The 12,955-nt window shown below is 72.6% G+C and carries 7 protein-coding genes; 4 read left to right on the plus strand and 3 right to left on the minus strand.

The features are described 5' to 3' along the window. Positions 1-119 precede the first annotated feature (119 nt). Entirely contained in the window at positions 120-2,216 is a 2,097-nt protein-coding gene (locus ACGFIR_RS02680) for a S9 family peptidase (RefSeq protein WP_393142848.1), read from the minus strand. 90 nt (positions 2,217-2,306) lie between these two features. On the opposite strand from ACGFIR_RS02680, the gene ACGFIR_RS02685 reads away from it, so the two are divergent. Continuing rightward, positions 2,307-3,656 carry an FAD-binding oxidoreductase gene (locus ACGFIR_RS02685; protein WP_393001142.1) on the plus strand — a complete coding sequence of 450 codons (1,350 nt, stop codon included), beginning with the start codon at positions 2,307-2,309 and terminating at the stop codon, positions 3,654-3,656. A gap of 81 nt (positions 3,657-3,737) precedes the next feature. Here the strand turns inward: ACGFIR_RS02685 and ACGFIR_RS02690 are convergent, their stop codons facing one another. Next, on the minus strand, positions 3,738-5,813 hold the full coding sequence (locus ACGFIR_RS02690; RefSeq protein ID WP_393142850.1) for a SpoIIE family protein phosphatase: 2,076 nt from the start codon (positions 5,811-5,813) through the stop codon (positions 3,738-3,740). A 236-nt stretch (positions 5,814-6,049) separates the two neighbouring features. Between ACGFIR_RS02690 and ACGFIR_RS02695 the strand changes: the two genes are divergently transcribed. Both ACGFIR_RS02695 and ACGFIR_RS02700 read left to right on the plus strand, forming a co-directional pair. Then, the gene (locus ACGFIR_RS02695) at positions 6,050-10,417 is read left to right on the plus strand and encodes a HAMP domain-containing protein (protein ID WP_393142852.1); all 4,368 of its coding nucleotides are present in this window, start codon (positions 6,050-6,052) and stop codon (positions 10,415-10,417) included. Continuing rightward, a complete protein-coding gene (locus ACGFIR_RS02700; protein WP_393001133.1) occupies positions 10,414-10,968 on the plus strand; it encodes a two-component system response regulator in 555 nt (184 codons plus the stop codon). The genes ACGFIR_RS02695 and ACGFIR_RS02700 overlap by 4 nt, the downstream gene beginning before the upstream one ends. Positions 10,969-11,007: 39 nt before the next feature. Here ACGFIR_RS02700 and ACGFIR_RS02705 read toward each other — a convergent pair whose 3' ends face one another. Further along, complete coding sequence (locus ACGFIR_RS02705; protein ID WP_393142854.1) at positions 11,008-11,343, minus strand: STAS domain-containing protein; 336 nt, start codon at positions 11,341-11,343, stop codon at positions 11,008-11,010. 248 nt (positions 11,344-11,591) lie between these two features. Here ACGFIR_RS02705 and hemL point away from each other — a divergent pair, with 248 nt between their 5' ends. Beyond that, positions 11,592-12,929 carry a glutamate-1-semialdehyde 2,1-aminomutase gene (gene hemL / locus ACGFIR_RS02710; protein WP_393142856.1) on the plus strand — a complete coding sequence of 446 codons (1,338 nt, stop codon included), beginning with the start codon at positions 11,592-11,594 and terminating at the stop codon, positions 12,927-12,929. Positions 12,930-12,955: the final 26 nt, after the last annotated feature.

Below are 12,955 nucleotides of genomic sequence, written 5' to 3' on the forward strand. Positions count from 1 at the left end.
CGGGCGTCATCCGCTCCCGCACGGAGCTGGCCCGCGCCCTCTCCTGCGCCGAGCGCGTGTCGGGAAGGGCACCTTCCTGGTCGGGATCCGTCAGGAAGGTGCCCTTCCCCAACCGCAGGTCAGGCGCGGCCGAGGCGGTCGAGGATCCAGGCGTTGACGAACGCCTCCTCGCGCCAGGAGTTGTAACGGCCGCTGGGCCCGCCGTGGCCGGCGCCCATCTCGGTCTTCAGCAGGTAGTCGCCCTGCGGGGCGACCGCCCGCAGCCGGGCGATCCACTTCGCCGGCTCGTGGTAGAGCACCCGGGTGTCGTTGAGGCTGGTCACCGCGAGGATCGCCGGATAGTCCACCGCCCGCACGTTCTCGTACGGCGTGTAGGACTTCATGTACGCGTAGACCTCCGGGTCGGCCAGCGGGTTGCCCCACTCCTCCCACTCGGTGACGGTCAGCGGCAGCGACGGGTCGAGGATCGAGGTGAGCGCGTCCACGAAGGGCACCTGCGCGACGATCCCGGCGAACGCGTCCGGGGCGATGTTGGCGACCGCGCCCATCAGCAGCCCGCCGGCCGAGGCGCCCCGGGCGACGAGCCGGTCGCTCGTCGTCCAGCCCGCCTTGACCAGGTGCCGGGCGCAGGCGACGAAGTCGGTGAAGGTGTTCTTCTTGGCCAGCAGCTTGCCCTGGTCGTACCAACGGCGGCCCAGCTCGCCGCCGCCCCGGACGTGCGCGACGGCGTAGATGACGCCCCGGTCCAGCAGGGAGAGCCGGGCGATGGAGAACCACGGGTCGATGCTCGCCTCGTACGAGCCATAGCCGTAGATCACGCAGGGGGCGGAGCCGTCCTTCGGCGTGCCGGCCCGGCAGACCAGCGAGATCGGCACCCGGGTCCCGTCGTCGGCGAGCGCCCAGTCGCGGTGCTGCTCGTAGTCGGCCGGGTCGTACGCCCGCCCGTCCGGCCCGGGCTGCACGGGCTTCTGCCGGCGCAGCACCATCTGCCGGGTGACCAGGTCGTAGTCGTACACCGAGTCGGGGGTGACCAGCGAGGCGTAGCGGAGCCGGAGCTGCCTGGTCTGGTATTCGGGGTTGCTGTCCAGCCCGACGCTGTAGAGCGGCTCCGGGAAGTCGATGTCGAAGGCGTCGCCACCGCCGATCGGCAGCACCCGCAGCCCGGTCAGCCCGTTGGTGCGCAGCGAGACGACCAGGTGGTCGGCGAAGGCGTCGACGGCCTCCAGCCGGGTGCCGGGTGAGTGCTCGATCAGCGGCACCCAGTCGCCGGGGGCGTCCGCCGAGGTGTACGCCAGCGCGAAGTCCTCCGCGCCGTCGTTGTGCAGGATCAGGAAGCGGTGTCCGTGGTGCTCGACGGCGTACTCCACGCCCTGCCGCCGGGGCGCCACGGACGCCGGCACACCGGTCGGGTTGCCGGCCGGGATCACCAGCACCTCGCTGGTGATCTTGCTGTGCGCGTCGATGAGGATGAACCGCTCCGAGCGGCTCAGCTCCACGCCGACCCAGAACCGCTCGTCGTCCTCCTGGTAGACCACGACGTCCTCGCTGGACGCGGTGCCCAGGGTGTGCCGCCACACCCGGTTGGGACGCCACGTCTCGTCCACGGTGACGTAGAACAGCACCGAGGCGTCGGCCGACCAGGCGGTGCCGTAGAACGTGTCGGGCACCTCGTCGGGCAGCAGCTCGCCCGTGGAGAGGTCCTTGACCCGCAGCGTGAAGCGCTCGTCGCCCGAGAAGTCCGTGGAGTAGGCCAGCCACCGTCCGTCCGGGCTGACGTCGAACGCGCCGAGCGCGAAGAAGTCGTGCCCCTCGGCGACCACGTTGCCGTCGAGCAGCACCTCCTCGCCGTCGAGCGGCGCGCCGTCCGTGCTGAGTGGCGGCTCGGTCTCGCCGTCGCGGACCGCCCGGCGGCACTGCACGCCGTACTGCTGGCCCTCGACCGTCCGGGTGTAGTACCAGTAGCCGCCCTTGCGGCTCGGCACCGACAGGTCGGTCTCCTGGGTGCGCTGGCGGATCTCCTCGAACAGGTCGCCGCGCAACCCTTCGAGATGCGCCGTCCGGGCCTCGGTGTACGCGTTCTCGGCGGTCAGGTGGGCGATCGTCTCCGGGTCGTCCTTGCCGGTGAGCCAGGCGTACTCGTCGACGACGGTGTCGCCGTGGTGGGTGCGCTCGCTGGGCACCCGCTTCGCCGTGGGTGCGGGGGTCTCGGTGGTCACGGCGCCACGTTACCGGCCGCGCGCCGCCCGCCGCGCCGCCTCGTCGGCGACCCGCCGCCACACCTTTCGAACATGTGTACGATGGCCGGCATGGCGGCTGCAACGAGTTCCACCGACCGGCCCGGAGCCCTCGACATCACCCGGCGATTGACGGAGATCTGCGGCCCGCCGTTCGCCCGCTTCGCCGGCCCGGCCGACGAGGTGGCCGGCCGCCCGGCCCGCTGGGTAGCCGTACCGGGTGGTGCCCGGGCCGCGGCCGAGGTGCTGCGGCTCGCCGCCCGGCACGACCTGACGGTGGTGCCACGCGGCGCCGGCACGAAAATCGACTGGGGCGCCGCCCCCGACCGGGTCGACATCATGCTCGACACCGGCCGGCTCGCCGGGATCGGGCACGGGCCGCCCGGCACGCCCACCACGGAGGTCGGGGCGGGCACGCCGCTGCGGGCGGTGCAGGCCACGTTGGACCGCACCGGGCAGCGCCTGGCGCTCGACGCCCCCTCGCCCGGCGCTACCCTCGGCGGGGTGCTCGCCGCCGGCGAGGCGGGGCCGCTCCGGCACCGCCACGGCAGCCCCTGCGACCAGCTCGTACGCGTCCGCTACCTCGACGCCGAAGGCGAGCTGGTCGACGCCGGGGGAGGCGCCGCCGGGCTGGAACTGGCCCGGCTGCTCTGCGGCTCCCAGGGGGCGCTCGGCGTGCTGGTCTCCGCGACCCTGCGGGTGCAGCCCGTCCCGGCCGGCCGGATCTGGGTTAGCCGGCCGGTGTGGACCCCGCTGGAGGTGCACGAGCTGGTCCGCACCGTGCTCGCCGCGCGCCTCGACCCGGCCGCGGTCGAGCTGGACCTGCCGGCCGGCGCGGGACCCCGGCCGCGGCAGGGCAGCCGGGCCGCCGCGATGGCCGCCCACCCGTCCATGATGGGGCGTGCCGGCGGCGGCCCGGCCGGTGCCGGGCGGCTGGTCGTGCTGCTGGAGGGCGGTCCGGCTGACGTCGCCGAGCGCGCCGACCGGCTCGTCGCGCTCCTCGGCGCGGGTGCGACCGCCAGCCACGCCGTGCCCGAGTGGTGGCGGCGCTACCCGTTCGGCCCGGGCGACACGGCGCTGCGGATCGAGGTGCCCATCGCCGACCTGCACGCCGCCGTCTACGCGCTGCGCGACGCTGCCGGTGGCCCCGTCCCGGTGCGCGGCTCCGCCGGCCTCGGCGTGGTGCACGCGGCCCTGCCCGGCACCATGCCCCCCGACCGGGTGGCGTCGATCCTGGCCGCCGTGCGCGGCGTGCTGCTCGCCCGGCAGGGCCGGTGCGTGGTGCTCGCCGCGCCGGCAGCCGTCCGGCGGGAGGTCGACCTGTGGGGCGAGCTGGCCGGGCTGGCCCGGCTGCGCGCGGCCAAGGAGCACCTCGACCCCCACCACCGCCTCGCCCCGGGCCGCCTCCCCGGCGGCCGCTGACCGGCAGCGCCCTGTCGCCGATGGACCGGGCGCGCGGACGGAGTAGGTCAGGTCCGACCGTCGGAAGACCGCCCGTCCCAGTCAGGTGGCGTCGTTGCGGAGCACCAGGATGGCGATGTCGTCGCGGGGCGCCTCGGTGGAGAAACCGATCGCCGTCGAGCGGAGCCGCGCCGCGATGACGTCGGCCGGGTAGCCGGCCAGCGGGGCGGCGGCGTCGCGCAGCCGCTCGGTGCCGAACAGATCCCGGCCGCGCCGCCGCTCGGTGACACCGTCGGTGTAGAAGACCAGCGCGTCCCCCGGGCCGAGCGGCACCTCGGCCGACGGGGAGGCGATCGAGTCGAGCAGGCCGAGTGCCGTGCCCCCGGTGCCGACGAAGCGCGCCCCACCGCTGGCGGGCAGCAGCACCGGTCGATCGTGGCCGGCGAGGTGCAGGGAGACGGAGAGCTGGTCGCCGTCGCCGGGGCCGACCGCCGCCAGGGCCAGCGTGCAGTAGCGCCCGCCGCCCCGCTCGAAGAGCGTCTCGTTGACCCGGGCCAGCGCCTCCGGCAGCGGCTTGCCGTCACCCACCAGCACCCGGATGACGTCGCGGACCAGGCCGGTGACCGTCGCCGCCTGCACCCCCTTGCCCGAGACGTCGCCGATCACCACCAGCCAGCGCCCGTCCGGCAGGGGCACCACGTCGTAGAAGTCTCCGCCGACGTCGACGTTGCCGCCGGTCGGGACGTACTCGGCGGCGAGACCGATGCCCTCGACCACGGGCAGGGCCGGCGGCAGCAGCGACTGCTGGAGGGTGTGCGCGATCCGCCGGCGTTCGGCGTGGATCCGGGCGTTCTCGATCGCCAGCGCCGCCCGCCGGGCGACGTCCTCCAGCACGGCGACCTGGTCCGGGTCGTGCCGGTGCCGCTGGTGTCGACCGACGGCCATCGTGCCCAGCCGTTGCCCCCGCGCGATCAGCGGGACGGCGAAGCCCTCCATCGGCGCGCCGAGCGGCATCTGGGTGCCGTTGCGGGACGCCTCGCGCAGCCGGGCCTGGACCGAGTCCGGGCCGGTCTCCTCGAGCGCCTGGTGCAGCTGGGGCAGCACCGACTCGTCGGCGTGGCTGGCCGCCGCGAGGCGGAGCCGACCCCACTCGTCGGTCGTGTGCACCGCGCACCACTGCCCGAGCCGGGGCACCACGAGCTGCGGGACGAGCACCATCGTCAGCTCGACGTCGAGTGACTGCGCGAGCAGCTCGCTGGCCTCGGCGAGGAAGGTCAGCCAGGCCTGCCGGCGGACGTCCGCCCGGCGGAGCCGGTCGTTCTCCAGGTGCAGCGAGAGCCGTTCGGCCATCAGCACGGCCAGCGGTCGCGCGTACGCCGACGGGGCCGCGTCCAGCTCCAGCTCGCCGGCGTACGGCCGGTGCACCGCCAGCGGCACCCGGAGCAGCTCGTTGCCGGGCCGGGGCTGGCGGCCGTACCGGGCCAGCACCTGGGGGCCCTGCCCTTCGCCCCGGTCCAGCCGCACGACCCCGCCCGCCGCGCCGACCATCTCCGCCACGCGGGCGAGCAGGCTGGTCGCGAAGTCGGGCAGCGGATCCTCGGCGTACGGGTCGGGAGTGATCTGCATCAGCTCGCTCATGGCCCCGGCGCTCGGCGCGGAGTTCTCCGCGTCCGCAGGTGCGCCGCCCCCGGCGGTGGCCGCGCCGGGTCTGCCCACTGCCCGGTGACCGGCGGTCGGGCCGGGCAGGTCCAGCCGGAACCAGACGCCCTTGCCGGTGGGCAGGTAGGTGGTGCCCCAGCGGCTGGCGAAGTGGTCGACCAGCAGCAGTCCCCGGCCCCGCTCGGACACCTCGTCGATGTCGGTGGTGTCGTTGCGTACCCCGACGGTCAGCTCCTCCACCGGGCCGGCGGCGAAGTCGGACACGGTGACGGTGATCCCGACCGGATCGGCGACCACCTCGATGTCCAGCTCGGTGCGGGCGTGCTCCACGGCGTTGGTGGAGAGCTCGGTGGTGAGCAGCATGGCCTCGTTGGCCAGTTCGTCGAGGCGGGCCTCGGTGAGGACGGACCGGACGAGGGCCCGCGCCGCGGCGGGCGTACGCCGGTCGGCGGGGAGCCGGACGCGCCGGACGTGTTCGTCTCGGCCCCCGGTCGTCGCGGGCCCCGCCTCCGCTGACATCCCCGTATCCTCCACCGCCACCGCGCGACTGCCAAGCCACTCTCCGCCCCGCCCTTCCGCCGATCATGCACTTGTGGTGGGCTGTTTCTAGCGCTCTGCCCGTTTCGCGGGGCACCGCAACTGCGTGATCGACGGCCTGGAGGGTGGGCGCGTGGGGTTGGCGGGGAGGGGTCCGCAGGCACAATGAGGGGATGGCCGGCGTCGGCAGGACCCGGTGGCCCCGAGCTGAGCGAGGAATGATGAGCACGAAACAGTCGGCGACCGCGGACCCGTCCGCGCCCGACCACGAGGCGCTCCTCGGCGAGCTGACCGAGGCGCTGCGGCGGGTCCGCCGGGGTGACCTGAAGGTCCGGCTGCCCCGCCGGGCGGGCCGGGCCGGTGAGGTGGCGGACGCCTTCAACGAGGTCGTGTCGCTCCAGGAGCGGCAGTACCTCGACCTGCGGCGGATCAGCCGGATCGTCGGCCGGGACGGCCGGCTCACCGAGCGCCTGGACGACGAGGGCCTGGACGGCTCGTGGGCGGAGGGGCAGCGGGCGGTCAACTCGCTGATCGACGACCTGGGCCGGCCGACCACGGAGATCGCCCGGGTCATCGTCGCGGTGGCCGACGGCGACCTCTCCCAGCACATGGCCCTGGAGATCGACGGCCGGCCGCTGCGCGGCGAGTACCTGCGGATCGGCCGCACGGTCAACACGATGGTCGACCAGCTCTCGTCCTTCTCGAACGAGGTGACCCGGGTGGCCCGCGAGGTGGGCACCGAGGGCAAGCTGGGCGGCCAGGCCGACGTGCGCGGCGTCGCCGGCACCTGGAAGGACCTCACCGACTCGGTGAACACCATGGCGTCGAACCTGACCGGCCAGGTGCGGTCGATCTCCCACGTGGCGACGGCGGTGGCCCAGGGTGACCTGTCGCAGAAGATCACGGTCGGCGCGCGCGGCGAGGTCGCCGAGCTGGCCGACACGATGAACTACCTCACCGACACCCTGCGGCTCTTCGCCGAGCAGGTGACCCGGGTGGCCCGCGAGGTGGGCACCGAGGGCAAGCTCGGCGGGCAGGCGGACGTGCCGAACGTGGCCGGCACCTGGAAGGACCTGACCGACAGCGTCAACTCGATGGCGTCCAACCTGACGGCCCAGGTGCGCAACATCGCGCAGGTCTCCACGGCGGTGGCCCGGGGCGACCTGTCGCAGAAGATCACCGTGGCGGCGCAGGGCGAGATCCTGGAGCTGAAGGACACCGTCAACACGATGGTGGACCAGTTGTCGTCGTTCGCCGACGAGGTGACCCGGGTCGCGCGTGAGGTGGGCATCGAGGGCAAGCTGGGCGGCCAGGCCCAGGTGCGTGGCGTCTCCGGCACCTGGCGCGACCTGACGGAGAACGTCAACCAGCTCGCCGGCAACCTGACCAGCCAGGTCCGCAACATCTCCCAGGTCTCGACGGCCGTGGCGAAGGGCGACCTGTCGCAGAAGATCACGGTCGACGCCCAGGGCGAGATCCTGGAGCTGAAGAACACCGTCAACACGATGGTGGACCAGTTGTCGTCGTTCGCCGACGAGGTGACCCGCGTCGCGCGCGAGGTGGGCACCGAAGGCAAGCTGGGCGGCCAGGCGCAGGTCAAGGGCGTTTCGGGTACGTGGCGGGACCTGACGGACAACGTGAACTCGATGGCGTCGAACCTGACGTCGCAGGTGCGCAACATCGCCTCGGTCACCACTGCGGTGGCGAAGGGCGACCTGTCGCAGAAGATCACCGTGGATGCCCGGGGCGAGATCCTGGAGCTGAAGTCGACGGTGAACACGATGGTGGATCAGCTGTCGTCGTTCGCCGACGAGGTGACGCGGGTGGCCCGCGAGGTGGGTACGGAGGGCAAGCTGGGCGGTCAGGCCCAGGTGCGGGGCGTCGCCGGCACCTGGCGGGATCTGACGGACAACGTCAACTCGATGGCGTCGAACCTCACCGCCCAGGTCCGCAACATCGCCCAGGTCTCGACGGCGGTGGCGAAGGGCGACCTGTCGCAGAAGATCACCGTGGACGCCCGGGGCGAGATCCTGGAGCTGAAGTCGACGGTGAACACGATGGTGGATCAGCTGTCGTCGTTCGCCGACGAGGTGACCCGGGTGGCCCGCGAGGTGGGCAGTGAGGGCAAGCTGGGTGGCCAGGCGCAGGTCAAGGGCGTTTCGGGTACGTGGCGGGACCTGACGGACAACGTGAACTCGATGGCGTCGAACCTGACGTCGCAGGTGCGCAACATCGCCTCGGTCACCACGGCGGTGGCAAAGGGCGACCTGTCGCAGAAGATCACCGTCGACGCCCAGGGCGAGATCCTGGAGCTGAAGTCGACCGTGAACACGATGGTGGACCAGCTGTCGTCGTTCGCCGACGAGGTGACCCGGGTCGCGCGCGAGGTGGGCAGTGAGGGCAAGTTGGGTGGCCAGGCGCAGGTCAAGGGCGTCTCGGGCACGTGGCGCGACCTCACCGAGAACGTCAACCAGCTCGCCTCGACCCTGACCACCCAGCTGCGCGCCATCGCGCAGGTGTCCACCTCGGTGACCCGGGGCGACCTGACCCAGCGCATCGCGGTCAAGGCGCAGGGCGAGGTCGCCGAGCTGAAGGACAACATCAACCAGATGATCGTCACCCTCCGGGAGACGACGAAGAAGAACGCCGAGCAGGGCTGGCTCGACTCCAACCTGGCCCGTATCGGCGGTCTGCTCCAGGGGCAACGCGACCTGGGCGAGGTCTGCCGCATGATCATGATGGAGGTGACCCCGCTGGTCGACGCGCAGCTCGGCGCGTTCTTCCTGGCGGACACCTCCGAGGGCGTGACGCGGCTGCGGTTGACCGCCTCGTACGGCTACGTCGCCCGGGGGCACGAGGTCACCTTCGGCCCCGGTGAGGGGCTGGTCGGCCAGGCCGCCCTGTCCCGTCGCACCATCCGGGTGGGCGGGGCGCCGGACGGCCGGCTGATGCTCCGCTCCGGGCTCGCCGAGACCCCGCCGGCCGACCTGGTCGTACTGCCCGTGCTCTTCGAGGGCGAGCTGCTCGGGGTCATCGAGTTCGCCAGCGTGGCGGCCTTCTCCGAGCTGCACCTGTCGTTCCTGGAGCGGCTCGTGCTCACCATCGGCATCGCCGTCAACACCATCCAGGCCAACCGGCGTACGGAGGAGCTGCTCGCCCAGTCGCAGCGGCTCGCCCACGAGTTGCAGGAGCAGTCGGCGGAGCTCCAGCGCACCAACGCCGAGCTGGAGGACAAGGCGCAGCTGCTCTCCGAGCAGAAGGGCAACATCGAGACGAAGAACCGGGAGATCGAGCTGGCCCGGCTCGGCCTGGAGGAGAAGGCCCAGCAGCTCACGAGGGCGTCGGCGTACAAGTCGGAGTTCCTGGCCAACATGAGCCACGAGCTGCGTACGCCGTTGAACTCGCTGCTGCTGCTGGCCCGGCTGCTGGCCGAGAACTCGGAGCAGAACCTCACGCCGAAGCAGATCGAGTTCGCGCGCACGATCCACGGGGCCGGCTCCGACCTGCTGTCGCTGATCGACGACATCCTCGACCTGTCCAAGATCGAGGCGGGTCGGATGGACGTCGAGCCCACGCCGGTCCGGTTCGACGACATCCGTGGGTACGTGGAGCAGGCGTTCGCGCCGCAGGCGGAGGAGAAGGGCCTGGACTTCCAGGTACGGATCAGCAGGAACCTGCCGGAGGCGCTGGTCACCGACGCCCAGCGGCTCCAGCAGATCCTGCGCAACCTGCTCTCCAACGCGGTCAAGTTCACCGACAACGGGGCGGTGACGCTGCGGATCGCGCCGGCGCCCGAGAGCACGGTCTTCGACGTGCCGGCCCTGACCAACGCGCGGCAGGTGATCGCGTTCACCGTGGTCGACACCGGCATCGGCATCTCCGACGACAAGCTGTCGCTGATCTTCGAGGCGTTCCAGCAGGCCGACGGCACCACCAGCCGCCGCTACGGCGGTACGGGCCTGGGGCTGTCGATCAGCCGCGACCTGGCCCGGCTGCTGGGCGGCAGCATCGTGGTGGCGTCGGCGCCCGGTCAGGGTTCGACGTTCACCCTCTTCGTGCCGGACGTGCTCGCGCCGGACGCGGTCGTCGCGCCGCTGCCGCCGTCACCGGCCCGCGCCGGGCTGCCGTCCTCGCTGCTCATGCCGCCGCCGGAGTTGCCCGAGCCGGCCTCCACGCCGGCCACCCGGCGGCTGGAGGGAACCACCGTGCTGATCGTCGACGACGACGTCCGGAACGTCTTCGCGCTGACCAGTGCGTTGGAACTGCACGGCCTGACCGTGTTGTACTCGGACAACGGGGCGGACGGCGTCCGCCTGCTGGCCGAGCATCCGGAGGTCGACATCGTCCTGATGGATGCGATGATGCCCGATCAGGACGGGTACGAGACGACTCGCCAGATCCGGCGTAACCACCGGTTCGCCGACCTGCCGATCGTCTTCCTGACGGCGAAGGCCATGCCCGGCGACCGCGAGTCCGCGCTGGCGGCCGGCGGAAGCGACTACATCACCAAGCCTGTCGACCTGGACGAGTTGATCGAACTCATGTCGTCCTGGATCGGTGGCAGCCGAACCGAGGAGAGTTCGTGACCCAGATGGCTAAGGCGCTGCTGGTGGACGACCGCCGGGAGAACCTGATGGCGCTGGAGGCGATTCTCCAGGGCCTGCCGGTGCAGTCCGTCGCCGTCGAGAGCGGCGAGGCGGCCCTGAAGCAGCTGCTGGTCGACGACTTCGCCGTCATCCTGCTGGACGCCCAGATGCCGGACATGGACGGCTTCGAGACGGCCAGCCACATCAAGCGGCGTGAGCGTACGCGGCACGTGCCGATCATCTTCCTCACCGCCGCCGACCGGGACGCCCAGCTCGCGCTGCGCGGCTACGCGGTCGGCGCGGTCGACTACCTGACGAAGCCGTTCGACCCGTGGGTGCTGCGGGCCAAGGTGTCGGTCTTCGTCGAGCTGTGGGTGAAGACCCGGCAGCTCGCGGCCCAGTCGGATCTGGTGCGGGAGCGGGACACGCAGTTGCGGGTGCTGACGGACGCGGTCGACGAGGCCACCGCGATGCTGCGCCTGGACGACCCGGACGCCCGCGATCGCGCCGTCGAGCTTCTCGAACAGGCCCGCTGGGGCAACACCCCCTGACGATCCACCGCACCCCGCCCCCGCTCGGAAGGGGGCGGGTCAGCCGGTCGTCTGGTCGTTGCGGATCATCAGGGCGCTGCGCAGGCCGGTGATGTCCAGGACGCGGAGCAGGAAGTCGCCGACGTTGGTCAGGACCAGCAGACTCTGCGCGTGGCTGGCCTTGCGGCTGAGCACGACGAGGGTGCCGAGGCCCTGCGAGTCGCAGAAGGTGACCCCGCCGAGGTCGAGGACGATCCGGGGTGGCGGATCGGTGAGGACCTCGTTGACGACGGTCGACAGCTGGGCGGCCGTGAGCATGTCGATCTCACCGGCCAGGCGAAGCACAGCTTCGTCGCCCGTCCGGTGTAGCGTGATGGACAGTTCGGCACGATCCACCGGGTCAGCCTATCGCGATCCGGGCGACCCGGCCTGTCGAGCGGTGGCGACCGAGCGCGACGGATCGCGCGGCGCCCCCTTCCGGCAGCGCGGGTGGTTCCGCACCCGACACATCGGCCACGGCCTGTCCCGCACCGCGCGGGCGGGCGTCGCCGGACAGCGGTAAAGGGCCGACCCGGGTGAGCCTGGTAACCCCGGTGCGGGGTGCCTGCCGATTCGCCGCCCGGCGCTGACACAATGGCGGCATCGTGACCGATATGTTTCCCGCCGGACCTGGCCGTTACCCGGCCGACGCGCCGGCCTCCGAGGCCCTGTTCGACCGCGCCAAGGCCATCGTGCCCGGCGGGGTGAACTCTCCCGTGCGCGCGTTCCGTGCCGTCGGCGGCACACCGCGCTTCATGGTCCGTGGGGAGGGACCCTGGCTCTACGACGCCGACGACCGGCGCTACGTCGACCTGGTCTCCTCCTGGGGGCCGCTGATCCTCGGCCACGCGCACCCCGAGGTGGTGGACGCGATCAGGTCGGCCGCGACCCGGGGCACCAGCTTCGGTACCCCGACGCCGGGCGAGGTCGAGCTGGCCGCCGAGATCGTCGACCGCACCCCGGTCGAGCAGGTGCGGCTGGTCAACTCCGGCACCGAGGCCACCATGTCGGCGATCCGGCTGGCGCGCGGGTTCACCGGCCGCCCCCGGATCGTCAAGTTCTCCGGCTGCTACCACGGGCACTCCGACGGCCTGCTGGCCGCCGCCGGCTCGGGCGTGGCCACTCTCGGCCTGCCCGATTCGCAGGGCGTGACCGGCGCGGCGGCCGGTGACACGATCGTGCTGCCGTACAACGACGTCGCCGCCGTGGAGCAGGCGTTCGCCGCCGAGGGCCAGCACATCGCGGCGATCATCACCGAGGCCGCCGCCGGCAACATGGGCGTGGTCGCCCCGCGCGACGGCTTCAACCAACAGCTCGCCCGGATCGCGCACGCGCACGGCGCGCTGCTGATCGTCGACGAGGTGATGACCGGGTTCCGGGTCTCCCGCGCCGGCTGGCACGGCCTCGACCCCTCCGACGCCGACCTGTGGACGTACGGCAAGGTCATGGGGGGTGGCCTGCCGGCCGCGGCGTTCGGCGGGCGCGCGGAGATCATGGAACGTCTGGCCCCCGCCGGCCCGGTCTACCAGGCCGGCACCCTCTCCGGTAACCCGCTGGCCTGCGCCGCCGGCCTGGCCACCCTGCGGCTCGCCGACGACGCGCTCTACCGCAAGCTGGACGAGACGGCCGCCGTCGTGAGCCGGCTGGCCACCGACGCGCTGGCCGCCGCCGGGGTCCCGCACCGGCTGTCGTACGCGGGCAACATGTTCTCGATCTTCTTCACGGACGCCGACGTGGTCGACTACGACAGCGCCCGCACCCAGCAGGTGCCGGCGTTCAAGGCGTTCTTCCACGCGATGCTCGCCAGCGGCGTCTACCTGCCGCCGAGCGCGTTCGAGGCGTGGTTCGTGTCTGCGGCGCTGGACGACGCCGCTCTGGAGCAGATCGCCGCCGCCCTGCCGGTGGCGGCCAGGGCTGCGGCGGCGGCAGGTCACGGGGGGTAGCGGTGAGCGCGAGGAGTGAGCCGGGT

Source organism: Micromonospora sp. NPDC049051 (assembly GCF_043197575.1).
Lineage (GTDB): Bacteria > Actinomycetota > Actinomycetes > Mycobacteriales > Micromonosporaceae > Micromonospora.

Excerpts from the sequence above, each read along its gene's own strand:
- ACGFIR_RS02685 (WP_393001142.1), top strand. The coding sequence starts at position 2,307 with ATGGCGGCTGCAACGAGTTCCACCGACCGGCCCGGAGCCCTCGACATC.
- ACGFIR_RS02690 (WP_393142850.1), bottom strand. The coding sequence starts at position 5,813 with ATGTCAGCGGAGGCGGGGCCCGCGACGACCGGGGGCCGAGACGAACAC.
- ACGFIR_RS02695 (WP_393142852.1), top strand. The coding sequence starts at position 6,050 with ATGATGAGCACGAAACAGTCGGCGACCGCGGACCCGTCCGCGCCCGAC.